We start from the raw sequence: 25892 nt of genomic DNA, 5'->3' as shown, positions 1-25892 counted from the left end.
ACAACAAAGGAGACAGGGCAATGGACAGTCAACGACGCATTCTGATTGTGGGTCTGGTCGCCGTGCCGCTCGCCGGCGCAGCGGGTCTTCTCGGGACGCTCAGCGCGCCCGCGTTCGGGCAGCAAAAGAAATACCGCTTCGGCTTCTCGCAGGTGACCACGGTCGAGCCCTGGCGCGTACAGTTCAACAAGGACATGAAAGCCGAGGCCGGCAAGCATCCCGAGGTCGATCTGATCATTGCCGACGCCGGCGACCGCACCGACAAGCAGAATGCCGACATGGAGAATTTCATTGCCCAGAAAATGGATGCGATCTTCATTTCGCCGAAGGAGTCGGCGGGGCTCACTGGCGTGGTGGAAAAGGCCTATAAGGCGGGCATTCCCGTGTTCGTGCTCGACCGCGAGGTGAACGGCGAATCCTATACGCAGTTCATCGGCGGCGACAACGTGCAGATCGGCCGCGAAGCCGGAACCTTCATCGTCAAGCTGATGGGTGGCCCGGGTCATGCGCAGGGCAATTTCGTCGAGGTCTGGGGCGGCTTCGGCGCGCAACCGGCGCACGACCGCCACGACGGCGCGGCGAGCGTGATCGGCAAGGAGTCGGGCATCAAGCTCATAGGCGAACGCGTGGACTGCGACTGGAAGCAGGACAAGGCCTACGAGTACATGAAGACGGTGCTGCGCGTGAATCCAAAAATCGATGTGGTCTACGGGCACAACGATCCCATGGCCTACGGCGCTTATCTCGCGGCCAAGGATGCGGGGCGCGACAAGAGCATCAAGTTCGTGGGCATCGACGGCTTGCCGCAGGAGGGCGCGACCTGGGTCTCGCAAGGCCTGCTTGCCGGCACGTTCATGTACCCCACGCCCGGCGCCGAAGGCATACGCCAGGCGCTCAAGCTTCTCCACGGCGAAAAGATCCCGAAGAAGGTCACGTTGCCGACCCAGGGCATTTTTGCCGACAACGCCAAGGCGTATATTGCTAGCCACTCCTGAATGAATGCCACTGCCACCACGCCGCTCATCGAGGCGGCAGGCCTGTCGATTTCGTTCAACGGCAGCGCCGTGTTGTCGAGCGTCGACTTCGATGTCGTGGCGGGAGAAGTGCATGCGCTTGTCGGCGAGAACGGCGCGGGCAAATCGAGCCTGATGAAGATGCTGGGCGGCCTTTATACGCCGGACAGCGGCACGATACGCGTGCGAGGCGTGCCCACGCGCCTCGCGAGCGTCAACGACGCGATCGATGCAGGGATCGCGGTCATTCATCAGGAACTGAACCTCGTCGATACGCTTTCCGCGGTCGACAACATATTCCTCGGCAAGGAACCGCGCACACGCTGGGGCTTTCCTGACCGGCGCGCCATGCGCACGGCCGCGCGCAACGTACTTGGCCAACTGGGTTTTCGCGCGAGTCCCGATACGCTGGTCGGCGCGCTGCGGGTGGGTGAAAAGCAACTGGTGGAAATTGCCAAGTCGCTGGTGGCTGAAGCTCGGGTGCTGATTATGGACGAGCCGACCTCGGCGCTCTCCGACGCGGAGACCCACGCGCTCCTCACGCTCACGCGGCAACTGCGCGAACGCGGCATGGGCATCGTGTTGATCAGCCACCGGCTGGGGGAAGTCTTCGCCGTGGCCGACCGCGTGACCGTGCTGCGCGACGGCCGGCGCATCTCGACGCTGCCAGTCGCGCAGGTGGAGTCCTCGACGGCGCTCGTCTCGATGATGATCGGCAAGGACTTCGCGCCGCCCGAGCGCGGCGCGGACGAAGCGCCGCGCGCTCGCAGCACGAGTGTGGAGGTGCGCAATCTTTCGCTGTGGGGACCGTCGCGCGCGATGGTGCGCGACGTGTCGTTTGCGGTGCGCGAGGGCGAAGTGTTCGGCCTCTCGGGTCTGCTCGGCGCGGGTAAGACCGAAGTGCTCGAAGCCATCTACGGGATTTCGGCCTACCGGCAGGAGGGTGCGATTGCCATTGCGGGGCAGCACCGGTCATTCAAATCGCCAAACGAAGCGGCGGAATCGGGCCTCGCCTTCGTGACCGAAGACCGCAAGAAGGATGGTCTCGTGCTCGATCAGTCGCTCGAAGCGAATATCGTGCTGCCGTCGTTGCCGCGCGTGCCCGGCTTTCCGTTTTACCAGCGGCGCCGGCTGTACGGCTGGGCCGCCGGACAGGCACGGGCCTCGCGGGTCAAGCATCGCAGCCTCGCGCAAAGCGCCAATAGCCTGTCGGGCGGCAATCAGCAAAAGCTCATCATCGGCAAATGGCTGATGACGAAGCCGCGCATCCTGCTGCTCGACGAACCGACGCGCGGCGTGGACGTCGCCGCCAAGTCGGAGATTTACCGCCAGATACTCGACGCGGCGCGCTCGGGCGTGACTGTGCTGATCGCCAGCTCCGAAATCGACGAATTGACCCTGCTGTGCGACCGCATTCTCGTGCTGTGCGAAGGGCGCGCCAAACAGATCGTGCCGCGCAGCGATTTTTCCGGCGACCTGCTGATCAATCTCGCTTCGCCTTGAATCGATACTGACTGGAGACTGACCATGCTGCATGTGCAGGACCATGTCGCCGAGCCGGATGCGCCAACGCGCAGGCGTCAACTCAGCACGCTCATGACGCACCTGAAGTACTACCTGGGCCTGATCCTGCTGCTCGTGGTGGGCGCGTTCACCTCGCCTCACTCGACCGATGGCAGCAACATCTTTCTTTCCAGCGCCAATATCTCCGATGTGTTTCGCGAGGTCGCCAACGTCGGCGTGATGTCGATCGGCATGACGCTCGTGATCATCACCGCGGGCATCGATCTTTCCGTCGGGGCGATCATGGGGCTGGGCAGCGTGCTGACCGCCATGCTGCTGACCACGGAGGGATGGAACCGGGCGACTGATGCCTCGCTCGTGCTCAATGCGATTGCCGTGTTCTCGATCGTGTACATCGTGCTCGGTGCATGGCGCAGGCCGCAACGTTCGCATGGCGCGCATGCGGGCGCCGCGCGCGCGGTGCGCGGCGGCATTGCGCTGCTGTGCGCGGCGCTGGCGTGCCTGTATATCGCGTTGCACGCGGCGCACCGCATGCCGCTTGCAGGCGTGCTCTGGATCGTGCCGCTCGCGGGCTTCACGGTGGGCAGCATCAACGGATGGATCATCACGCGCGGGCGCATGCAGCCGTTCATTGTCACGCTCGCGGCGATGGTCGGCGTGCTCGGCGCCGCGCGGCTGATCGCCGGGCAGGACACCGCCGTCTATTCGATTTACAGCGGCACGAACGCGACCGCCGATATCGAGAATCTGCGCGCGCTGCTGTTCAATCTGATTCCGGTTCCCGCGCTTTTCTTTCTCGTGATCGCGCTCGTATTCAGCTTCGTGATGAATCGCACGGTGTTCGGAAAATATCTGTATGCGATAGGCGGCAACGAGAAATGCGCCGTGGTTTCCGGGCTCGACGTCAATCGCTACAAGCTGATGGCCTACGCCATTTCAGGCCTGCTCTCGGCGCTGGTTGGCGTGCTCTATGCGGCGCAGTACCGCCAGGGGAAGGCCGATGCCGGGACCGGCTGGGAACTCGATGCGATTGCCGCCGTTGTGATTGGCGGGACGAGTCTGGCCGGCGGGGTTGGGCGGATATCGGGCACGGTGGCGGGCGTGCTCATATTCGGCTTTCTCGGCAACATCCTGTTGCTCAACGATATCGACAGCAATACCCAGCTGGTCCTCAAAGGCTTGATCATCGTGATTGCCGTGTTTCTGCAGCAGACCGACTATGGGCGCGGCGGCTGGATTAAACGGATGATTACGCGGCGCGATCAATAAACAACAAACGAATAGCGTACGACGCGCGTACGAAATAAACGCCGTGCGCGCGCCGTTTCATTCAAACTCGCGCTTTTCAGCGTCCACGCGCAAGCCAACTGTCCACCGATTGCACGCCTTCGACCGAAGCCGCGCTGCGCTCGGCCAGCGCGACCTGTTCGTGCGCGTCTACCCATCCGAGCAGCGTGACGGTGCCTCCTCGGGCGAAGACAAAGATATGAGAAGTGTTGACGCCATTGCGCGCGAAAGCGACCCGGACGTTGTGCGCGAGTTGCGAGTTGTTTGCCCCCGAGTCTTGAGCCTGAACGGCCGGCACCATGGTGCTGGAAATCAGTAATGCGAGCGTGGAAGTGATGATGGCTTTCACGATACCTCCTTGCAGTGTGGCAGAAGTGCCGGTCAACTCCGGCAGCAAGTCTTCCGGTCCTCTTCAACGCAGGACCGCGGAAGTCAGAGGGCAAACCAGCCCGCGCGGTGCGCGGCGTAGTGGTCACCGCGATGGCGCGTCGAGGGTTTTGCCAGCCGGGTAGGGAACGGCGGTGCCGTCGCCCGGCGAAAGTTGCGCTGGTGCGTGCTGGTGCATTGCGTTCGGACGGGACGTCGCCGCGCGACGTGGCGGGGAACAGCGGGAGTCGAGGCGCGGGGTTTTGCGTGGCGCGATGGTCTGAAGCCGGAAAGCCCGCGGGACCGATTCGACGTCCCGCGCTGAATGTGCTTACCGGAGAATCTCAACTCGTTGCCCGGCAGGGTATACCTTGATCATAGTCGCTATTGCTGAGGCCTGCTGGTGACAGCGCTGTCAGTAGATCGGCAACGCTGCGGACACAACGGACAAAAAATTCTCGTGTCGTCGTTGCAACTTCACAACGTCAGAGCGTCGCTTTTGAAAGCGCTGTCAAGCGCAATTTGGCCGAAGTAGCACGGGTGTTCAGTACATTTCCCTCGCTGCGCATATTTTCCCTCACGACCGCAAACGGAGTTGCGAGCTTTGTGACCATAACGGAATGGTCACAAAGCGGGGGTCTACTCCGGGCCCGCGCGGCGCGCAACTGTTATCGGTAACAGAGTTTTCCCTGGACTGCCGGTTCGATACACGGGGCAGGGGCGTCCCTATAATCGCCTCGAAATGTGATTCGGAACATTTCAGTGAGGCAGCCTGGTAGGGAACGTGTAGAGCGCACGCGACCTGCGCGGTTTGGAGACGCCAAAATATATATAGGATAGCTAATGAAAAAGAAGCTTATTGCATTGTCGGTGATGGCAGCTGCGACGACGATGGCGCACGCGCAAAGCAGCGTCACACTGTATGGCCGTATCGACAACGGCGTGCAGTACGAAACCGGCCTGCCGGGTGGCAACAAGTTCTCCGCACAGAGCGGCGACTGGGGTTGCTCCTGGTTCGGCCTGCTGGGTTCGGAAGATCTCGGCGGCGGCACGAAGGCGGTGTTCCAGCTGGAAGGCCAGCTCAATACGATGACGGGCGCTTCGGCGGGCAACCTGTTCGGTCGTCACGCCACGGTGGGTTTCAGCAACGACCGTTTCGGTCTGTTCAAGATGGGTAATCTCGGCGCCGGCGAACTTTCGCAGGACAGCTGGGGCGCGGATCCGCAGTTGATGCAGCGTTACGCGATCTCGACGCTGGTGCGCGGCCGTAACTGGGCCAGCACGACCAACGGCGCCGAATATGATTCGCCCACGCTGTTCGGCGGCCTCGTGTTCAAGGGCCAGTATTCGCTGACCAACAACACGAGCTGGAACTCGGCGCCGGTCAACGCACAGGGCGTGCCGACGGGCCAGGGCCGCACGAACGCGATCGAAGGCATCTATACGTGGGGCAGCGGCGACTTCCGCGTGATCTATGACGAAGTTCGCGGCGCAGACGGGTCGTTCAACAACGTGTATTCGGCTTCGCGCTCGATTCTCGCCGGCGGCACGTACGTGATCGGTCCGGTGAAGATTTATGCCGGCTACCAGCACCTGAGCGCACCGAGCGCCACCAACGCAAGCGTGGGCGTGACCGATGCATCGCAGCCGGCTGGCGTGCGCGCACCGACGGCGGTGGACCACGAATGGATCGGCGCTGGCTGGCAGGTGAACGACGCTTCGGCAATCACGGCTGCTGTGTTCCACGCGAACGCGAACAACGGCAACGGCAACGCCACGCTGTTCACGCTCGGCACGACGTACAACCTCTCGAAGCGCACGTTCCTGTACGCGGAAGCCGGCTACGTGCACAACAGCTCGACGTCGAACATCAACCTCGGCAACGGTTCGTACGGTAACAACAACTTCGACGCGGCGACGGGCACGTCGTCGAACGACAACCCGAACTACGGTCACAGCCAGACCGGCGTGTTCGCGGGCATCATGCACATGTTCTGATTTGACTTCGTGTGACCTGTAGTTGTTGTGATCTCTTTGTGTTAGGTACTGCTTAATTCTCTTTCATAGAGAGGCCGGTGCGATCTCTCCTCCACCCTGGTCGCACCGGCTGCTTTTTCTACGGTTTTTTCCCGCAATTCGTTTCTGTTAGTCACTTCGAATTCGTATCTCGAAGCGCTTTTTTCAGTGTTTGAAAGCGCTTTCATGACAATGTTCAGGCGGAACTCATGACCGATGGCACCAACGAAGCATCCGGCGCGCCCAGTGTCCAGAGCGGACCCACTCCGGGTCCCAACGTGACGCTGGAAGAAATTGCGCGCGCTGCCGGCGTGTCTCCGAGCACGGTGTCGCGCATCCTGAACGGCACCGCGCGGGTTCTCCCCGAAAAGCAGCGCGCGGTGGAAGAGGCGATCGCGCGGTTCAACTATCGTCCGAACGTGCTGGCGCGCAGTCTTGCGAGCGGCCGCACCGAAACCATCGGCGTCCTGACGCAGGCCGTGTCGAGTCCGTTTTACGCCGAGTGGCTGCGCGGTATCGAAGAGGCGCTTTCCGAGCCGGGCTTCACGCCGATTTTCGTGAGCAGCCGCTGGAATGTGGTCGACGAAAAAGCGCGCCTTGAAGAATTCATCGCGCGCCGCGTGGACGGCATCATTCTGTTGCACGCTCAACTCGACGAGCCGACGCTCACCGAATACTCGCGCTACGCGCCCATGCTGGTGCTTGGACGCTCGGTGCAAAACGGCACGGCGCTGGCGGGCCTGCCGATCGACAACCTGCAGGGCGCGCGCGACGCGACCCGCCATCTGATCGAGCAGGGCCACCGCGAGATCGCGTTCATTGCCGGCCCGAGCAGTCACGAGGATGCGATCGAGCGTCTCGACGGTTACCGTATCGCGCTGGAACAGGCGGGCATCGGCTTCGACGTCGATCTGGTCGAGCAGGGCGATTACCTCGAAACAGGCGGGCTTGCGGCCATGGAGCGGTTGTTGGTGCGCCGGCCGTCGTTGAGCGCGGTGTTCTGCGCGAACGACCAGACCGCGTATGGCGCGCGTCTCGCGATGTTCCGCCGCGGCGTGCGCGTGCCCGAGGATGTGTCGCTGGTCGGCTTCGACGATCTGCCGACTTCTTCGTACATGACGCCGCCTCTGACGACCGTGCGCCAGCCGACCTATGAAATTGGCCGTCTCGCCGCGCAAGGCATCGTGCAGATGATCCGCAAGCAGCCCATCGCGCTGAGCCCCATTCCGCTCACGCTGGTGACGCGCGAGACGACGCGTCGCATCGGGCCGTCGTTGAGCCCGGACGACAAGGGTGCATAAGGTTCGCGTCCAGATCGGGCCGTTTTTTTAGTTTTGCGGTGAAAGCGCTTTCAAACACCGGAAGCGCGGAAAGCAGGGCGTCAAGCACTGCGAATCAATACAACAGGGGAAGTAGTTCGTAGCAGCAGGGGAGCAATTGAACGTCACTCACAAACGTTTCACCAGGAGACATGTAATGAATTTCCGTTTTTCAGGCACTGCCGCTGCAGTTTTGCTCAGCCTGGCTACCGTGGCTGCGCATGCCAATACCACGCTGAATGTCGCGGTGTTTCCGAAGCTCGACCAGGAAATCAAGGACGCGATTCCCGCCTGGAAGAAGCTGCATCCGGACGTCGACATCAAGGTGTCGTCGCTTGCGATCGCCGATCACCACAACGCCATGACCACCGCGCTCGCAACGAGCTCGGATCTGCCCGACGTGATGGCCGTCGAAGTCGGCTTCATTGGCCGCTTTGCAGCGGGCGGCGGTCTCGAAGACCTGGCCAAGCCGCCTTATAACGCCGGTCAGTACAAGAGCCAGTTCATCAACTACACGTTCGCGCAGGCGACCACGCAGGACGGCCAGATTGTGGGCATGCCGGGCGATATCGGTCCGGGCACGCTGTTCTACCGCAAGGACATTCTCGACAAGGCGGGCGTGACCGAAGCCGACCTGACCAAGTCGTGGGAGTCGTATCTCGCGGCCGGGCAGAAGATCAAGAAGGCGACGGGCGCGTACCTGATGGCATCGTCGCGCGATATCGAAGACATCTATATTCGCGCCGACCTGAAGGAAGGCGACGGCGTGTACTTCGACAAGGCCGGCAATCCGGTCGTGACGTCGCCGCGTTTCGTGAAGGCATTCGAGCTGGCGAAGAAAGCGCGCGATCTCGGTCTCGACGCGAAGATCACGCCGTGGTCGAACGAGTGGGCCGAAAGCTTCAAGCGCGGCACGGTTGCAACGCAAATGATGGGCGCATGGCTCGGCGGCCACCTCTCGTCGTGGATCGCACCGGATACGAAGGGCCTGTGGCGCGCAACGAATCTGCCCGACGGCGCTTATGCATCGTTCGGCGGCACGTTCTGGTCGATTCCGGTGAAGGCCACGCAAAAGCAGCTGTCGTGGGAATTCATCAAGTTCCTGACGACGCGCCCGGACGAGCAGCTCGCTTCGTTCCGCTCGATCGACGCCTTCCCGGCGCTGCTTTCCGCGCAGCACGACGACTTCTTCGCGCAGCCCGTGGCGTTCCTCGGCAACGAGAAGGCTCGCCTGATCTGGCGCGATGCGGCCTCGCATATCCCGGCGATCCAGCGCAGCAAGTATGACCAGGTTGCCGAAGAGGCGGTCCACTCGGCGCTCGACAAGGTGGTCGACAGCAACGAGGACATCCACCAGGCGCTGCAGGAAGCACAGGCTGAGATCACGCATCGTATCCGCCGTTAAGCGGTTCTGATGAAACGGCGCGGCACGCATCGCCGCGCTTTGAAGCCCGCTGCAACAGCGTGGCCGGTCGCCCCGGCCGGCCACGCCCGAATGGACGGAACTATCGATGAACTCTCCTCTGCCCACAACTGAACAGGTCTCCCGGGAAGGGCTCGTGCGCGATACGCTCGCGCCGCTCGCCCACGCTCGTGGCAAACCGCGGCTCAATCCGGTCAAGATCGCGCCGTACCTGTTTCTCGCACCGTTTTTCCTGCTGTTCGCGGTGTTCCTGGCCTTTCCGCTGCTGTTTTCGCTGTATCTCTCGTTCCAGAGCTGGGACGCGACAGCGGGACTGGCGAGCATGAAGTGGGTGGGCCTGTCGAACTTTACGTTCACGCTGACTGACCCGTGGTACTGGAAATCGCTCTACAACACGGTTTCGATGGCGGTCATGTCCGGCGTGCCGCAGCACCTCATTGCGCTGCCGCTGGCGTTCTTTCTGCAAACCGCATTTCGCCGCTGGCGCAATTTCGTGGTCGGGCTGTATTTTCTGCCCTTCATCACGTCGAGCGTGGCAATCGCGCTGATCTTCTCGTCGCTGTATTCGACCGACTTCGGCATGATCAATCTCGCCATTGCCGAGATCGGCAAGATTCCGGGGCTGCACTGGATCGTGCCTTCGAAACCGATCGAGTGGCTGTATAACCCGGCGAACGTGAAGCCGGCGGTTTCCGTCGTCGTGTTCTGGCGCTACGTGGGCTGGAATACGGTGCTCTATCTGTCCGCGCTGCAAACCATTCCGAAGGACATTTACGAAGCGGCGCGCATTGACGGCGCCAATGGCTGGCAACAGTTCACGCGCATCACGATTCCGCTTCTCAAGCCGATGATCTTCTTCGCGGTCACGCTTTCGATCATCGGTGGGCTGCAACTGTTCGAAGAGCCCTTCATCCTTCTCCCGAACGAAGGCATGGGGACGAGCCAGTCCGGCCTGACGACGGCTGTCTACATGTATCGCACGGCATTCCACGACGGCGACTTCGGCACGGCCAGTTCGATCGCGTGGCTGCTCTTTATCACGATTTCCGCGCTGATGTGGCTCAACACGCGCATTTTCCACCGCAGCGGCATGAAAGAAGAGGCACAGCGATGAAACTGTCGAAAAACAAGGCGCGTTATACGGGTTACGCCGTCGTGCTGGCGGGCGCGGTGCTGATGTTCTCGCCGTTCTGGTTCATGTTCGTCTTCGCCACGCATACGAGTTCCGAGATTTTCTCGATGCCGCCGCCGCTGTGGTTCGGCAATGCGTTTCTCGACAACATGGCGTCGCTCATGCGTCACATCCCGTTCTGGCGCAATCTGGGCTGGAGTTTCTACACGGCCACGATCCAGACCGTGCTGACGCTGCTCGTCACCTCGATGGCCGGTTACGCGTTTGCGATGTATGAGTTCCGCTTCAAGAAAACGCTCTTTGCCGTTGCGCTCACGGCCATGCTGGTGCCACCGTTCCTCAGCATGATCCCGACCTTCATGACGATGAACCTGCTCGGCTGGATCAATCAGCCACGCGCGCTGTACGTGCCCGGCGCGGCTGCCGCGCTCGGCGTGTTCCTCATGCGCCAGTACATCGCGTCGGCCATTCCGTCCGACCTGATCGAGGCGGCGCGCATCGACGGCTGCGGCGAGTTCCGTATCTACTGGAGCATCGTGCTGCCGCTGCTCGGGCCGGCACTGGGCACGCTCGGTCTCATCAGCTTCATTCAGGCCTGGAACAACTTTCTCTCGGCGCTCGTGGTGCTGCGCTCGCCTTCGATGTACACGCTGCCCCTCGCGCTGCGCATTTTGCAAAGCCCGACCAATTCGGACTGGGGCGCGGTGATGGCGGGCTCTGCGGTTGCCGTGGTGCCGTTGCTGGTGCTGTTCGCTTTCACCTCGCGGCGCTTGATCGACGGTTTGACGACCGGCGCGGTCAAGGCCTGAATTTCTCTACATTCAATTCGTGTCCCTTCACGCAAAAACGGACACGACTAATCAGGATACCTATCGTTATGTCGACGTTTCGATTCAAGGAAGACTTCGTCTGGGGCGTGGCCACCAGTTCGTATCAGATCGAAGGCGCAGCCCGTGAAGACGGTCGTGGCGAGTCGATCTGGGACACGTTCTGCCGCGTGCCCGGCAAGGTCGTGAAAGGCGAGAGCGGCGACGTGGCCTGCGATCATTACCATCGTTTGGAAGAAGATCTCGATCTGATGGCGCAAATGGGCGTCAATGCCTATCGCTTTTCGATTGCGTGGCCGCGCGTGCAGCCGGATGGTCGCGGCGCGTACAACGAAAAGGGCCTCGCGTTCTACGAGCGTCTGGTCGACGGCTTGCTCGAGCGCGGCATCCAGCCGTTCGCGACGCTGTATCACTGGGACTTGCCGCAAGCGTTGCAAACGGAGCAGAACGGCTGGGAAAGCCGCGATACGGCTTATCGTTTCGCCGACTACGCCCGCAAGATCGGCAGCGTGCTGGGCGACCGCGTGGCTTCGATCGCGACGCACAACGAGCCCTGGTGTACCGCATGGCTCGGTAACGCAACGGGCTACTTCGCACCGGGCAACGCCGACCTGAAGAAGGCGGCACACGTGGCGCATCATCTGCTGCTTTCGCACGGCCTTGCCGTTCAGGCCATGCGCGCCGATGGCGTGAAGGCGCCGCTCGGCATCGTGCTCAACCAGTCGCCGGCACACGGCGCGACCGACGCGCCCGAGGATCTCGCTGCCGCATCGCTCGAATACGCGAAGTTCGTGCGCTGGTACATGGACCCGATCTTCAAGGGCGAATATCCGGCCGAAGCGCTGCAATGGTACGGCGCGAACGGCCCGCAAGAGGTGATTCGCGAGGGCGACTTCGGCATCATCGGCACGCCGCTCGACTTCCTCGGCATCAACTACTACACGCGAATTTTCGCGAGCGCTTCGGGCAACAAGCGTCCGCCGGGCGTGCACGGCTTTACGGACATGGACTGGGAAGTCTATCCGGAAGGTCTGACCGAGCTGCTCACGAAGCTCAATGCCGAGTACAAGCTGCCGCCGATTTTCATCACCGAGAACGGCTGCGCCTCGAAAGACGTGCTCGAAAACGGCCGCGTGCAGGACACCGACCGCATTCACTTCCTCGATCTGCACCTGGCCGCGCTGTCCGAGGCCGCGCGACAGGGTGTGGACGTGGCCGGCTATTTCGCATGGAGCATGCTGGACAATTTCGAATGGGCGTGCGGTTACGACAAGCGCTTCGGCATGGTGTACGTCGACTACGAGACCCAGAAGCGCACGCTGAAGGACAGCGCGCACTGGTATAGCGAGGTCATCGCGGAGCATGCCGCCGCCGAGGCCGCGCGCTAACGCGGGCACACAGACAGCACCGTAACCCGCGCGAAGAGGGCAGACACGCCAACCTCGCGCGGGACGACAAGCAAGAGCACCAAGGAGGACGTAACAATGGGCGAACTCGTATTGCGCAACGTCGTGAAGACGTATGGCGAAGGTCCGCAGATCATTCAGGGCATCGATCTTCATATTCCCGACGGACAGTTCACGGTATTCGTCGGGCCGTCGGGTTGCGGCAAGTCGACCATGCTGCGCATGATCGCCGGGCTCGAGGAAGTGAGCGGCGGCGACATTCTGATCGACGGCATACGCGTCAACGATCTGCAGCCGGTGGATCGCGGCGTGTCGATGGTGTTCCAGAGCTACGCGCTCTACCCGCATATGACGGTTGCGGAGAACATGGGCTTTTCGCTGAAGCTCTCGGGCAAATCGAAGCGCGAAGTGCGCGAGGTCGTGGGCCGCACTGCCGAAATCCTGCAGATCACGCACCTGCTCGAGCGCAAGCCCAAGGCGCTCTCGGGCGGCCAGCGGCAGCGCGTTGCGATTGGCCGCGCGATCGTTCGCAAGCCGCGCGTGTTTCTGTTCGACGAGCCGCTGTCGAATCTCGATGCGGCGCTGCGCGTGCAGATGCGTATCGAACTCGCGAAGCTGCACCGCGAACTGGGCACGACGATGATTTACGTCACGCACGATCAGGTCGAGGCGATGACGCTCGGCGAGCAGATCGTGGTGTTCAACAAGGGGAACATCGAGCAGACGGGCGCGCCGCTCGATCTGTACGACCGGCCCACGAACCGCTTTGTCGGCGGATTTATCGGCTCGCCGCAAATGAACATGCTCAGTGCCACGGTCGTGTCGCAAAACGGCGTGCAAACCGTTCTCGCGCTTGCGGGTGCGAGCCACCGTATCGCGTTGTCGGGCCGTCCGGATCGCGCACTGAACGGCGAATTGACCCTGGGCGTGCGCGCCGAGCACCTGAGCATTGGCCTCGCGGACGAAGGCATTGCCGCTCGCGTCGAACTGGTCGAGCACCTGGGCGACGTGTCGATCCTGCACGCACGCCTCGACGGTATGGCGCACGCTATTGCGCTCAAGCTCGACAAGAAGGACGCGCAATACGAGCCGGGCGCGCGCGTGGGCATCACGGTGGCCTCGTCCGCGGTCACGCTGTTCGATGCGAAGGGTGCGGCGGTGGCGTTCGAGCGCCCCGAAGTGGGCGAAAACGCTCGAGCCGTCGTTTGACGTGCCGGTTTGCGTAGGGGAAGAGTGCCATGGCGAACAAAGGGTCGAAGGGCGAATTCGCGTCCGCTGCAAATGCGCCGTCCGGGCAGGCCGCGATGCCCCCTGAAACGCGCGACGTGATGGACAGGAAACACGAGCCGCAACGCAACCGCCAGGAGAAACGGCGCGAGCCGCTGCATGCGTTCATCGTCCATTTCGATGCGGAGCCTTCGTCGAAGTCGCCGGATTGTCCGGACCAGCGAATGTGACGATATGGGGGCAGGGATGATTACGAGTGTCGCGAATGGGCGTTACGACTTTTCTTACCGCACATTTAACGTTAGCCGGAACGGTACTTTTTTGCAGTACCCTGTTGCCAGCCTGCCAGGCGCTCTTTCCTTGCTGGACCGGGTTCCGGCAGAGTTTACGCGGACTCTGCGTCAAATCGCCAAGCCCAGGTAAACCCCGCATGGCGGCGCCAGAACGGGGCATTTAACATGAATTAACGTTAAGGGTAACGTTATTATGTTTCTGCTTAATCGACGGTCTGCAGCAAGGGCAATCATCTCCCCCAACGCTCCGCTTTCCTGCGGCAGCGTCCGTATCGGCAAGCGAAGCGTACACCGCTACTCGCGCATATCCGCCGGCAAGCAACACACCCTGTTGTCGTGCCACGCGGGTCGCTCGATCGCAACTCGGGCTGCTTGACGGGTATTCACCAGACAGATCGATTATATGAAAGCGCAAGGGCCGCGGGGCGGATTCGGGCGAAACATGTTACCGGTAAAAACCCGCAGTCCGTTCGTGCGGGAGTGCCGGATACCCCGCTGCAGGAGCGTAGTTCAGGTAGCAAACCGTTGGGCAACGCCGATAAAGAGTCATTGGGGCGCGAAGCGCAGGAATTTCGTTGCATGCGCAACGACCCGATGCAATAAAAATCCGATAGAATTTTGATGGGTGGAGAGCGTCATGGAAAAGCGAGTATCCAAAGCCATTTTCAAGTCCCGCGCCTGCGAGCTGTTCCGCCAGGTCGAAACGCTGGGCGAAACCGTCGTCGTGACGGACCGGGGACAACCCACCATTGAAATCCGGCCGTATCGCAGCAAGACGGAGAATCCGCTCGAGCTGCTGCGCGCGTCGATCACGCATTTCAACCTCAAGCACGCGCTTGCACCGCTTCCCGCCGAGCAGGAAGAGTAATGATCACGCTCGACACGCTTGCGCTCGTGTGCTGGCTCGGCAGGCAGAAAGCGCTGAGTCAGGCCGCGCACGATGCGATCGACCGTGAACTCGACGGCGGCGAGATCCTCATTTCGGCCATCAGCGCGCTCGAAATCGCGGAGTTCGTGAAGGCCGGCAGCCTCGGGCTCACCATGGACGCCCGTAGCTGGCTCTCGACGTTTCTGAAGCTGGATGGCGTGCGCCTGATTCCGGTCGATTCCGAAATTGCGTTCCGGGCGGCGACGCTGCCGCCCGCGCTCACTTCGCATCAGAGGCTGATCGTCGCGACCGCGCGCACGCACGGCGGCGCGCTCGTGACCTCCGATGCGAAGGTGCGCGCCTCGACTTACGTCGAAACGATCTGGTGACGCGAGCGGCGGTGCCGCGCTCGCATCGGTCCGGTCGAGTCGCGCACCACCAGCTCGGCGGGCAGCGTGATGCGCTGCGAAGCGGCGTCGATGCCGGCGATCTGCGCGAGCAGTGTATTGACGGCCGAACGCGCCATTTGCTGGAACGGCTGGCGAATCGTAGTGAGGGCAGGATGAAACTGCTCGGACATGGGAATGTCGTCGAAGCCGATCACGGAAATGTCGTCGGGCACGCGCAGGCCCGCTTCCCTGACCGCGGCGATCACGCCAAACGCGCTCTGGTCGTTGGCCGTGAAAATCGCGGTGGGCGGATCGGAGAGATTGAGCAGGTCGAACGTGACGTCGAACGCCATCATTTGCGAGAGATCGCCGGCGGCGATCAGCGCGTCTTCGCGCGGCAGGCCGAGTTTGGCGAGCGTGTCGCGATAGCCGCGCTGGCGGTCGCGCACGCCTTCGATGGTTTCGTCGCCGGCAAGAAACGCAATGCGCTTGTGGCCGAGTTCCGCGAGATGCTCGACCGCGAGACAGGCGCCGCCGTAATTGTCGACCGATACCGAAGGAAAGCCCGTGAGGGTGCCGCGCTGATCGACCACCACCACCGGCACTTTGGCCGTGGCGAGTGCTTCGAGGCAGAGCGATTCGCGCGGCAGGATGGCGAGAATGCCGTCGGAAAATTGCTGGATCAACCCGAGCAGGTCGTGATGCGTATGGCGGTCTTCGTCGAACACGGTGTACACGAGCATTTCCATGCCCGCGCCGCGTGCCGCGCGGCCCGCGCCGAGCACCAGTTCGCTCGAGAACTGCGTGTCGAGCGTGGGCGTGATGATGCCGATGATGCCGTTGCGGCCGCCCGAGAGTTTCTGGGCGGTGCGGTTCACGACATAGCCGATGTCCGAAGCGATTCTCAGCACTTCGTCGCGCGTTTCGCGCGACACGCCCGGGCGTCCGTTGAGCGCGCGCGAGGCGGTCATCTGCGACACCCCGGCAAGCTTGGCGACGTGTTCAAGCGTGGGAGTTTGCTTTGCCATGCGTGGTGTGGGCTTACGAGAGGTCATGTCTGCGAAGACTCGCTCGTGACTCGCTGGTTACTCCGCGGATGGGTCGCTCGTCACGTTAGCGATACCGTTTATGTGCTGGCTATTCTAGCAGATGCGTCGCTGTTCAACCGTTCCCGCGCGCACCAACCTTGCGCAGGGCGCAAGCTCCGGCGGGGGGCTCACCAGGAAAATCCCGCATAGCCGTAGTTCAGGTCTCGGCTTAACATCCATTAACGTTAAGGCTAACGTTAAACCCGCAGATAACTCAGGTAGCTCTCAAAATTCCATAAGAGGGGACACAAACATGGCGTACCCAGGTTTCTCCAAGGCGCGGGCGATTGTCGGCGCCACGGCACTGCTGTTTTCACTGTCTGCAGTCGTATCGAACGCCGTTGCGGCGGAATCGAAAACGATCACGGAATGGGATCAGCAGACCAATGCGTCGTCGAGCAAGATCATCCGCGACGCCTCGGACCGCTTCGAGAAGGCGGACCCGGGCTACAAGGTCGAGAATTCGCACGTCCTGAACGAGGCCTACAAGACGAAGCTGAAGGTGGCGTTCGGTGCGAACCAGCCGCCGTGCGTGTTCGAGAACTGGGGCGGCGGCGGCCTGCAGGAGTATGTGAAATCCGGTCAGATCGTCGACCTCACGCCGTACCTGAACAAGGACCCGGCGTATCGCAACCGCTTCATGCAGTCGTCGTGGAGCGTCACGACGTACGGCGGCAAGACCTACGGTGTGGCGGCCGAAAACGCTGCGGCCGCGGTGATCTTCTACAACAAGGAATTGTTCAAGAAGTACGGCATCACGCCGCCCAAGACGTGGGATGAACTGATGCACGTCGTGGACGTGCTGAAGTCGCACGGCGTGGCAGCGTTCTCGCTCGCGAACAAGAACAAGTGGACGGGGTCGATGTACTACATGTACCTCGTCGACCGTATCGGTGGTCCGCAGGTCGTGAGCGACGCGATCGCAGGCAAGGGCAAGGGCTTCGAAGATCCGGCGTTCGTCGAAGCCGGCAAGCGCATTCAGGAGCTCGTGAAGGCTGGCGCGTTCGCGCCGGGCATCAACGGTCTCGATTACGACTCGGGCGCGTCGCGCCGTCTGCTGTACTCGGGCAAGGCCGCAATGGAACTGATGGGCGCCTGGGAAGCTTCGACGATCGCGAACGAAGATCCGGCGTTCTCGAAGGATCTCGACTTCTTCCCGTTCCCGAGCGTGCCGGGCGGCAAGGGCGACCCGCGCGACCTGATCGGCACGGTGGGCGATGGCTTCCTGAGCATCTCGACCGAGTGCAAGACGCCCGACGCCGCATTCAAGCTGATCCAGGCGCTGACCGACGACCAGGCGATGCAGGCACGCGCGTCGGATGACCACAAGCTCCCGCCGGTCAACAACGTCAAGATCGACGATCCGTTCACGCAGCGTCTGCAGCAGTTGCTTGCCGCGGCGCCGAGCGTGCAGCTCTGGTACGACCAGGCCCTGCCGCCGGCCTTGGGCGAACTGCACAAGGACACGACGCAGGCGCTGTTCGGTCTGTCGGTGACGCCTGAGGCGGCCGCGCAGCAAATGGAAGCCGCTTCGAAGAAGGGCGGTTGATCTCCAGCACTCAGGAAAAGTCCGGCTGGCGCCGCAAGGCGCCGGCCGGCAGACAAGCTCGTGAATATTGCACTTTCCGCTACACCCGAACGCCGGCTGAAGCTTTCCTCGCAAACGCTCGTCACGGTCGTGTTTCTTGCGCCGGCGCTGCTGCTGCTGGCCGTGTTCCTGCTTTATCCGCTCGTTTCCAGCTTGCGGCTGTCGCTGCTCGACTGGAATGGCCTCGGCAATACGGGCCGCTATACGGGGCTCGCGAACTGGGCGCGGCTCGCCCATGACACGGTGTTCTGGCAATCGCTCAAGAACAACGTGATTCTCGCGCTCGCCTCGATCGTCATTCAGCTTCCTGTCGCGCTCGCGCTCGCCGTGCTGCTGGAAAAGGCCGGCCGCGGCTCGCGCGTACTGAAGGTGCTCTATTTTCTGCCGCTGCTCATGTCGAGTGTGGCGATCGGCGTGCTGTTCAAGCAGATCTACGATCCGAATTTCGGACCCCTGAACGTGGCGCTGCAGGCATTCGGGCTCGATGGTCTCGCGAAGGACTGGCTGGGCGACCCGCATTTCTCGCTGGGCGCGACCATCGCCGTGATCATCTGGCAGAACGCGCCTTTCTACATGATTCTGTTCCTCGCCGGCCTCTCGTCGATGCCGGCTGAAGTGAACGAGGCGGCGCTGCTCGACGGCGCTTCCGAGTGGACCATCTTCTGGCGCATCAAGCTGCCGCACCTGCAAGGCACGGTGCGCACGGCCGTAATCCTTTCCGTGCTCGGCTCGCTGCGTTACTTCGATCTCGTCTTCGTCATGACCGGCGGCGGCCCCGAGGGCTCGTCCGAGGTGATGGCCACCTACATGTATCGCACGGTGTTCAGTTCGTTCCAGCTCGGCTACGGCAGCACCATCGGCTCGGCGATGTTCCTGATCGTTATCGCAGTGGCGGCGGTGTCGATGTACTTCACGCGCCGCTTTGCAACCGAGGTCTGATCCATGAGCAAGAAATTCCGTTTCCCCCGCGTGACGATTCCAATCCTCGCGCTGATCTGGCTGGCTGTCACGACGGTCCCGTTCATCTTCATGGTGGTGTCGAGCTTCAAGAGCCAGGAGGAGACCTTCACGACTTCCGTGTGGGCGCCGCCGAGCCATCTGTTCTGGGGCAATTACGCGGCCGTGCTGAAGGGGCCGTTCTTCACGTATTTCCGTAACAGCCTGTTCACGGTGGGCGTGTCGGTCGCGCTGATCGTCGTCATCAGCGCGATGGCGGCCTATGTGTTTGCGCGCATGCGCTTCAGGCTGAACAAGCTGCTCTTCGGTCTCGTGGTCGCGGGCATGATCGTGCCGCTGCATGCCACGCTGGTGCCGATCTACTTGCTCACGCGCAACCTCGGTCTTTACGATACGCAGTTCGCGCTGCTCGGCCCGTACGTGGCACTCAGCCTGCCGGTGTCGATCTTCATCCTGACCGAGTTCATGCGCCAGATCCCGCGCGAGCTCGAAGAAGCCGCGCAGCTCGACGGCTGCAGTCCGTTCCGCATTTTCTGGCGTATTTTCTTCCCGCTTTCGGGACCGGGGCTCGCCACGGTGGCGATCTTCAACGGCATTGGTCTCTGGAACGAGTTCATCTTCGCGTACATGCTCACGTCGACGTCCGAGCACCGTACGCTGCCGCTCGCAATCTGGGACTTCATGGGGCAATACGCGTCGAACATACCCTCGATGCTGTCTGTTCTCGTGCTCACGTCGCTGCCGTTGATCGTTGCCTACGCGTTCGGTCAGGAGCGCGTGATCAAGGGGATGATGGCCGGCTCGCTCAAGGGCTGATTCAGGGGCGATCCGCACCGCTAACCGAACTTCGCATAAAACGATATGGCAAGCATTTCCCTCAATAACGTACAGAAGGCCTACGCGAGCGGCAACGCGGTGATCCGCGACGCCAACCTCGAAGTCGGCAAGAACGAATTCTGCGTGTTCCTCGGCCCGTCGGGCTGCGGCAAGTCCACGCTGCTGCGCATGATCGCCGGACTCGAATCGATCACCGACGGCGAACTGCGCATCGACGGTGAACGGATGAACGAGGTCGAACCCGCGAAGCGCAAGGTCGCGATGGTGTTCCAGAACTACGCGCTCTATCCGCATATGAGCGTGTACGAGAACATGGCATTCGGTCTGCGTCAGGCGAAAATCGACAAGTCCGTCATCGACAAGAAGGTGCGCAGCGCGGCTGCCGCACTGCAACTCGATACCTATCTCGAACGCCGCCCCGCAGCGCTTTCCGGCGGCCAGCGCCAGCGCGTGGCGATCGGTCGCGCGATCGTGCGCGAGCCGGGCGTGTTCCTGTTCGACGAGCCGCTGTCGAATCTCGACGCGGCGCTGCGCGTGCAGACGCGCACCGAAATCGCGCGTTTGCATCGCGAGTTCAGCGAGGCGAGCGCCGTGTATGTGACGCACGATCAGGTCGAAGCCATGGCGCTGGCCGATCGCATCGTGCTCCTGCAGGCGGGCGATCACATGGAGCGACACGGCAGCGTCGCGCAGGTGGGGGCGCCGCTCGATCTGTATCACCATCCGAAGAGCCGCTTTGTCGCGGGCTTCATCGGCTCGCCGAAAATGAACTTCTTCGCGGGCACGGTGGTGGGCGGCGACGATGGCGGCGTGGACATCGACCTGCAAAGCGGCGAGCGCGTGCGTGCGCGCGTGGACGGCTCGCGTGCGCGCGCCGGCATGAAGGTGACGCTCGGTGTGCGTCCGGAGCATCTGCGTGTGGCCGGCGATGCGCGCAACGAACAGACGCTGGCGTGCCGCGTGAAGCTCGTCGAGCACATGGGCGAGCACAGCTATATCCATGCGACGCAGACGGGCGCGGGCGCGGCGACATTGATCGCAAAGGTGCCCGGCGACAGCGCGTTGACGCACGATGAAGTGGTCAAGCTTGCGCTGCCAGCCGAGGCATGCCACGTGTTCGACGATCACGATATGGCGCTGCGTCGTCTCATCTAAGCGGAGCGCGGCTTTCGCCGCGCGCCCGCGCAACGCCATTTTCAAAAGCACAACTAAGCAGACGGAAAGAAAAAATGCCGTCTCTTGCAATACCAGGGAGTGAAGCAATGTCGCTTGAACACACCACCGAGGTTCCGCTTTATCGCCGCTCCGACGCACCGACGGCGCAGCGCGTGGCCGACCTGCTCGCGCGCATGACGCTCGATGAAAAGATTGCCCAGCTTCACGCCGCGTGGCTCAAGCTCTCGGCCGACGGCGATCACAAGGCGCGCAGTATCGATTTCGCGCAAAGCGCCAACAGCCTCACGGTGGACCAGATTCTCGAGCACGGTCTTGGACAGATCACGCGTCCGCTCGGCACCCACACGGTCGATCCCAAAGAGGGCGTGCGCGCGCTCAACGAGCTGCAGCGCAAGATGGTCGAAGACACGCGCCTGGGCATTCCCGTGATGTCGCACGAGGAATGCCTCGTGGGCCTGATGATCAAGGACGCCACGCTGTTTCCCTCGCCGCTGAACTACGCGGCGACGTGGAACCCGAATCTCGTGGGCGAAGTGGGGCGCATCATCGGCGAGCAGGCGCGCTCGATCGGCTGCCACCAGGGCCTCGCTCCCGTGCTCGATGTGTCGCGCGATCCGCGCTGGGGCCGCACCGAGGAAACGCTCGGCGAAGATCCGTATCTGGTGGGCGTGCTCGCGTGCCACTACGTGAACGGTCTGCAAGGCGAGCGGCGCGACGTGCTCGCCACGCTCAAGCACTTCGTCGGCCACTCGGCGAGCGAAGGCGCCCGCAATCATGCGCCCGTGCATGTCGGGCCGCGCGAGTTGAACGACGTGTTTCTGCTGCCGTTCGAAATGGCGGTCAAGCTCGCGCACGCGGGCTCGATCATGCCGGCGTACCACGATATCGACGGCGTGCCCTGCCATGCGGACCGCACGCTGCTGCACGATACGCTGCGCGAGAAGTGGGGTTTCGAGGGGCTCGTCGTTGCGGACTATGCTGCCGTCGACCTGCTCTACAGCCATCATGCGGTGGCGCACGACAGCGCGTCGGCGGCGGCGCTCGCGTTCAATTCGGGACTCGACGTGGAGTTGCCGGGTCACGAGTGCGCGGTCCATCTGAAAGAAGCGCTCGATCGCGGCGAAATTACCGAAGCGACGATCGACACCGCGGTGTCTCGTGTGTTGAGCACGAAGTTCCGCCTTGGCCTGTTCGAGAATCCGTATGTGGATCCCGAGCGCGTGGATGTGAAGGGCACGGCGGCGGCCGATACGGCGTATCAGGTCGCGCTCGAATCGGCGGTGTTGCTGCGCAACGAAGGCGGCGTGCTGCCGTTGAACGCCAATGGCGCGGAGAAAATCGCGGTGATCGGCCCGACCGCCGACGATCCGCTCGCGCTGCTCGCGGGCTACAGCTTCCCCGTGCACCTCATCAACTCGGGCGAGCAGTCGGTCGCTTCGATCGCCACGCCGCTGGGCGCACTGCGTGCGCTGCTGGGCGAGGCGCGCGTGCTGCATGCCAAGGGTTGCGACATCATCAAGTCCCGCCGTGCGGGCGCGCCGGTTTTCCCGGGCGACGTGTCGCTCGACCTGAGCGGCAACGCCAACCGCGACGAGTTGATCAGCAAGGATACCGAAGCGATTCCCGCCGCGGTCGAAGCCGCGCGCAAGGCGGACGTGGCCGTCGTGTTCGTAGGCGATCTGGCGGGTCTGTTCCAGTCCGGCACGGTGGGCGAAGGCTCCGATACGGACAGCCTGGAACTCCCGGGCGTGCAACTGCAAATGCTCACGGCCGTGGTCGAGAGCGGCACGCCTACGGTCGTCGTGATGACGGGCGGCCGCCCTTACAACCTGGGCGGCCTCGAAGATCGTATTGCCGCGCAGATCATGGCGTTTGCGCCGGGCGAGCGCGGCGCCGAGGCGCTTGCCGATCTGCTGGTGGGCCGCGCCGGTTTCAGCGGCCGTCTGCCGCTCTCCGTGCCGAAGAGCGCAGGGGCCGTGCCGTATGTGTACAACCATCGCCTCAAGAGCGCGGGCACGCCGATCGCCTACCACTTCGGAAGCCGTTATCCGTTTGGTTTCGGCCTCGGCTACACGCAGTTCCGTTACGGCGATCTCGCGGTGGCGCAACGCGAAGTGCCGCTCGAAGACGGCACGGTCGAACTGAGCTTCACGGTTGAGAACATCGGCTCGCGCGACGGCACGGAGGTCGTGCAGATTTACGTGCGCGATCAGCACGCGTCGACTGCGCGGCCGGTACGCGAACTCAAGGCGTTTGCACGCGTGCCACTCGCGGCGGGCGCGCGGACTCGCGTGAATGTGAAGCTGCCCGTCGATATGTTCAATTTCACCGACGCACGCGGCGAGCGCATCGTCGAGCCGGGCAAGTTCGATCTGATGGTGGGCAGTTCGAGCCGCGACATCCATCTGAGCGGCGCGGTCACGGTTGCAGGCAATGCCACGCGAACGCTCCCGCGCAACTGGCGCATGCTGAGCGCGGTCGAGGTCGTCTCGTAACGGGAAGCAAAGCGGCAGGTCAGGGCGGCGAGCCATCTGCGGCTCGCCGCCCTGGTTGGGTTCTGACAAGTCAACACTGGAATATCTGATGTCGTACGCAATCTATCCGAGCCTGGCGGACAAAACCGTCGTAATCACCGGCGGCGGCAGCGGGATTGGCGCTGCGGTCGTGGAGGCATTCGCACAGCAGGGCGCGCGCGTATTCTTCCTCGACGTGGCCGAACACGATTCGCTCGCTCTTCAAGAAAAGATTCGTCATGCGAAGCATCCGCCGCTGTTCAAGCGCTGCGACCTGTGCAGCGTGGACGAGATCGAAAGCGTGTTCGCGTCGATCGTCGATACCGCGGGCCCGATCGACGTGCTCGTGAACAACGCGGGCAACGACGACCGGCATGATATCGGCGAGCTGACCGCGAGCTACTGGGACCAGCGTATCGCCGTCAACCTGCGCCACCAGTTCTTCTGCGCGCAGGCCGCCGCGCGAGGCATGCGCCAGGCGGGACGCGGCGTGATCCTGAACTTCGGTTCGGTGTCGTGGCACGTCGCCTTGCCGAACCTGCCGATCTACCTGACCGCGAAGGCCGGCATTGAAGGTCTGACGCGTGGCCTCGCGCGCGATCTGGGCGGCGCGGGCATTCGGGTGAATTGCATCATCCCGGGCGCCGTGAAAACGCCGCGGCAGATGAACCTGTGGCAAACGCAGGAGAGCGAGGCGAAGGTCGTCGCGGGTCAGTGTCTGCAGTTGCGCATCGAGCCCGAGCACGTCGCCCGCATGGCCTTGTTCCTCGCATCCGACGACGCCTCGCGCTGCTCCGGGCGCGATTACTTCGTCGATGCGGGATGGTACGGAGAATGACGATGCCGCATCCCGTGTGCGTATGGCCGGTCGGCGCGGAGCTGGCCGAAGGGCCGCTCTGGCAGGCCGCGGAAAACGCAGTCTATTTCGTCGATATCAAGGGCCGCCGGATTCATCGCTTCGTGGTCACGACCGGGGAGCGCACGACGTGGTACGCGCCCGACCAGGTCGGCTTCATCGCGCCGCTAGGGGACCGGGTATTCGTGTGCGGCCTGCCTGACGGCCTGTATCGTTTCGACGCCGTGAGCGGCGAATTCGACAAGCTGATGGATGTCGAGCCGCATTTGCCGGGCAATCGCCTCAACGACGGTTTCGCCGATGCGCGCGGCCGCCTGTGGTTCGGCTCGATGGACGATGGCGAGGAAGCGCCGAGCGGCACGCTGTATCGCGTGGACGCAGGTGCGGTGTTGAGCGCACAGGACAGCGGCTACGTGATCACCAACGGCCCGGCCATGAGTCCGGACGGCCGCACGCTCTATCACAACGACACGATGCGTCGCGTCGTGTATGCGTTCGACGTCGCGATTGACGGCACGCTCTCGGGCAAGCGCCTCTTCACCGCAATTGCCGGTGACGGGCACCCGGACGGTATGGCGGTGGACGCCGAGGGTTACGTGTGGGTCGCGCTATTCGGCGGCTGGCGCATCGACCGCTATTCTCCCGAGGGCGAACTGGCCGGTCAGATCGTGTTTCCCTGCGCGAACATCACGAAGCTCGCGTTCGGCGGGGACGATCTGAAGACCGTGTACGTTTCCACCGCGTGGAAGGGGCTCACGGCAGCCGAGCGCGAGAAGCAGCCGCTGGCGGGCGGCTTGTTCACGTTCCGCTCGCCGGTGCCGGGGCAGGCGCCGGCCAACTGTGCGGTGGCCTTCGCGCGTTGATCAGCCTCGGCCCCGGACTTGACCCTATAGGACCAAAGTCCGATGGCCGGGGCGTCCTGCGGTGTTAGGCTCCGAGAGCACACGCCATGGTCCCTGACCGGCGCAGCAAGCGTGGCACCTGATCGTTTCAAGGGGACTACCATGCTCTACCGATCGAATACGCGCATTGCGTTCGCACGCGGCCTGGCGCTCTCCGCCGTCGTCTGCGGCCTCTTTGCCGCCTCGGCGCCGCTGTGCCGCGCTGCTGGCGAGGGCGCCTCCGCCGCCTCGGAGGCCGTGCCGGCCGGGGCATCCGTCGACACGGAAAGCGGCACCATCAGTTTGATCGATCAGAAGAATGCACTTGTCGTCGTAACCGTGCCGGGTCACGACGACCTGAGCTTCAATGTGAAAGATCATCTCGACGTGCTCAAGGTCATCCGGGTCGGCGACAAGCTGACGACCCACTACATGGAGCCGTACGTCACCGGATTGACGCCTGCCGAGGGCGCAGCGGTCACGCGCCTGACCCACACGGCAACGATGACCCAGCATTCCTCCGGCGCAGACCAGGAAAACTTCCAGGTGCTTCGGGTCTTCAGCGGCGTGGCGCAAGTCACCGGCGTCGACCGCAAGCTCAACCTCCTGACCGTCGTGGACAAGTCCGGCACGGCCCGCTCCGTTCGGGTCAGCCGCCCGGACCTGATCGAAGTGATGCAGTCCCTCAAGCACCATAGCCACGTGCGGATCAAGTACGAATCGGAGATGACGATCATCGTCGCCCGTTAGCGGCCACGCCGCGGAACGCCCGCGTTCGCACGCGTTCCCGATATCGATCGTTTCCCGGACCCGAAAAATTTTTTGAGCGCACCGATCCGTTTTCACCTCCCCATCCGTCTTTAGCATGCCGGTCGCAGAGGGTGCCGGCTTCGACCAGACAGGAGG

Annotated in this window: 23 protein-coding genes; 21 read left to right on the top strand and 2 right to left on the bottom strand. The window is 62.9% G+C overall.

Annotated elements, in window-relative coordinates:
* Positions 1-20 precede the first annotated feature (20 nt).
* From A3CW_RS0117370 to A3CW_RS46655, 3 genes are read left to right on the top strand one after another with little or no spacing between them, the layout of a single operon-like run.
* Positions 21-995 carry a substrate-binding domain-containing protein gene (locus tag A3CW_RS0117370; protein WP_028204705.1) on the top strand — a complete coding sequence of 325 codons (975 nt, stop codon included), beginning with the start codon at positions 21-23 and terminating at the stop codon, positions 993-995.
* Positions 996-2516, top strand: coding sequence for a sugar ABC transporter ATP-binding protein (locus A3CW_RS0117365; RefSeq protein ID WP_028204704.1), 1521 nt, complete (start codon positions 996-998; stop codon positions 2514-2516).
* 24 nt (positions 2517-2540) lie between these two features.
* Entirely contained in the window at positions 2541-3806 is a 1266-nt protein-coding gene (locus tag A3CW_RS46655) for an ABC transporter permease (protein ID WP_051481532.1), read from the top strand.
* Between the two features lie 76 nt (positions 3807-3882).
* Here the strand turns inward: A3CW_RS46655 and A3CW_RS0117355 are convergent, their stop codons facing one another.
* Complete coding sequence (locus tag A3CW_RS0117355; protein WP_028204703.1) at positions 3883-4173, bottom strand: BON domain-containing protein; 291 nt, start codon at positions 4171-4173, stop codon at positions 3883-3885.
* A gap of 860 nt (positions 4174-5033) precedes the next feature.
* Between A3CW_RS0117355 and A3CW_RS0117350 the strand changes: the two genes are divergently transcribed.
* From A3CW_RS0117350 to A3CW_RS0117305, 10 genes are all read left to right on the top strand, one after another.
* Positions 5034-6188, top strand: a complete 1155-nt coding sequence (locus A3CW_RS0117350) for a porin (RefSeq protein ID WP_028204702.1) — start codon at positions 5034-5036, stop codon at positions 6186-6188.
* A 227-nt stretch (positions 6189-6415) separates the two neighbouring features.
* Positions 6416-7507 carry a LacI family DNA-binding transcriptional regulator gene (locus A3CW_RS0117345; protein ID WP_028204701.1) on the top strand — a complete coding sequence of 364 codons (1092 nt, stop codon included), beginning with the start codon at positions 6416-6418 and terminating at the stop codon, positions 7505-7507.
* A gap of 175 nt (positions 7508-7682) precedes the next feature.
* Positions 7683-8930 (top strand): ABC transporter substrate-binding protein, encoded by a 1248-nt coding sequence (locus A3CW_RS0117340; RefSeq protein ID WP_028204700.1) that lies wholly within the window; start codon positions 7683-7685, stop codon positions 8928-8930.
* A gap of 106 nt (positions 8931-9036) precedes the next feature.
* On the top strand, positions 9037-10062 hold the full coding sequence (locus A3CW_RS0117335; protein ID WP_028204699.1) for a carbohydrate ABC transporter permease: 1026 nt from the start codon (positions 9037-9039) through the stop codon (positions 10060-10062).
* A complete protein-coding gene (locus tag A3CW_RS0117330) occupies positions 10059-10889 on the top strand; it encodes a carbohydrate ABC transporter permease (RefSeq protein ID WP_028204698.1) in 831 nt (276 codons plus the stop codon). The genes A3CW_RS0117335 and A3CW_RS0117330 overlap by 4 nt, the downstream gene beginning before the upstream one ends.
* A gap of 68 nt (positions 10890-10957) precedes the next feature.
* Complete coding sequence (locus tag A3CW_RS0117325) at positions 10958-12295, top strand: GH1 family beta-glucosidase (protein WP_028204697.1); 1338 nt, start codon at positions 10958-10960, stop codon at positions 12293-12295.
* 96 nt (positions 12296-12391) lie between these two features.
* Complete coding sequence (locus A3CW_RS0117320; protein ID WP_028204696.1) at positions 12392-13522, top strand: ABC transporter ATP-binding protein; 1131 nt, start codon at positions 12392-12394, stop codon at positions 13520-13522.
* 29 nt (positions 13523-13551) lie between these two features.
* Entirely contained in the window at positions 13552-13770 is a 219-nt protein-coding gene (locus tag A3CW_RS0117315; RefSeq protein WP_028204695.1) for a hypothetical protein, read from the top strand.
* 700 nt (positions 13771-14470) lie between these two features.
* Positions 14471-14701 (top strand): type II toxin-antitoxin system Phd/YefM family antitoxin, encoded by a 231-nt coding sequence (locus tag A3CW_RS0117310; RefSeq protein WP_028204694.1) that lies wholly within the window; start codon positions 14471-14473, stop codon positions 14699-14701.
* On the top strand, positions 14701-15090 hold the full coding sequence (locus tag A3CW_RS0117305) for a type II toxin-antitoxin system VapC family toxin (RefSeq protein WP_028204693.1): 390 nt from the start codon (positions 14701-14703) through the stop codon (positions 15088-15090). Before A3CW_RS0117310 ends, A3CW_RS0117305 begins: the two co-directional genes overlap by 1 nt.
* Here A3CW_RS0117305 and A3CW_RS0117300 read toward each other — a convergent pair.
* Complete coding sequence (locus A3CW_RS0117300; protein WP_028204692.1) at positions 15069-16118, bottom strand: LacI family DNA-binding transcriptional regulator; 1050 nt, start codon at positions 16116-16118, stop codon at positions 15069-15071. The genes A3CW_RS0117305 and A3CW_RS0117300 overlap by 22 nt on opposite strands.
* Positions 16119-16431: 313 nt before the next feature.
* Here A3CW_RS0117300 and A3CW_RS0117295 point away from each other — a divergent pair, with 313 nt between their 5' ends.
* The 8 genes from A3CW_RS0117295 to A3CW_RS0117260 all read left to right on the top strand — a co-directional run bounded on the left by A3CW_RS0117295 (position 16432) and on the right by A3CW_RS0117260 (position 25736).
* Positions 16432-17727, top strand: coding sequence for an extracellular solute-binding protein (locus A3CW_RS0117295; RefSeq protein WP_028204691.1), 1296 nt, complete (start codon positions 16432-16434; stop codon positions 17725-17727).
* Between the two features lie 60 nt (positions 17728-17787).
* A complete protein-coding gene (locus A3CW_RS0117290; protein WP_028204690.1) occupies positions 17788-18705 on the top strand; it encodes a carbohydrate ABC transporter permease in 918 nt (305 codons plus the stop codon).
* 3 nt (positions 18706-18708) lie between these two features.
* Complete coding sequence (locus A3CW_RS0117285; protein ID WP_028204689.1) at positions 18709-19539, top strand: carbohydrate ABC transporter permease; 831 nt, start codon at positions 18709-18711, stop codon at positions 19537-19539.
* 45 nt (positions 19540-19584) lie between these two features.
* Positions 19585-20715: an ABC transporter ATP-binding protein gene (locus A3CW_RS0117280; RefSeq protein WP_028204688.1), complete on the top strand. Its 1131-nt coding sequence runs from the start codon at positions 19585-19587 to the stop codon at positions 20713-20715.
* A 107-nt stretch (positions 20716-20822) separates the two neighbouring features.
* A complete protein-coding gene (locus A3CW_RS0117275; RefSeq protein ID WP_028204687.1) occupies positions 20823-23231 on the top strand; it encodes a glycoside hydrolase family 3 N-terminal domain-containing protein in 2409 nt (802 codons plus the stop codon).
* 88 nt (positions 23232-23319) lie between these two features.
* Positions 23320-24087 (top strand): SDR family NAD(P)-dependent oxidoreductase, encoded by a 768-nt coding sequence (locus A3CW_RS0117270; protein ID WP_028204686.1) that lies wholly within the window; start codon positions 23320-23322, stop codon positions 24085-24087.
* Positions 24084-24968, top strand: coding sequence for an SMP-30/gluconolactonase/LRE family protein (locus tag A3CW_RS0117265; protein ID WP_028204685.1), 885 nt, complete (start codon positions 24084-24086; stop codon positions 24966-24968). Before A3CW_RS0117270 ends, A3CW_RS0117265 begins: the two co-directional genes overlap by 4 nt.
* Positions 24969-25109: 141 nt before the next feature.
* Complete coding sequence (locus A3CW_RS0117260; RefSeq protein WP_028204684.1) at positions 25110-25736, top strand: hypothetical protein; 627 nt, start codon at positions 25110-25112, stop codon at positions 25734-25736.
* Positions 25737-25892 lie beyond the last annotated feature (156 nt).

The organism is Paraburkholderia nodosa DSM 21604, assembly GCF_000519185.1.
Lineage (GTDB): Bacteria > Pseudomonadota > Gammaproteobacteria > Burkholderiales > Burkholderiaceae > Paraburkholderia > Paraburkholderia nodosa.
This window is presented reverse-complemented; position numbering and strand designations above follow the sequence as displayed.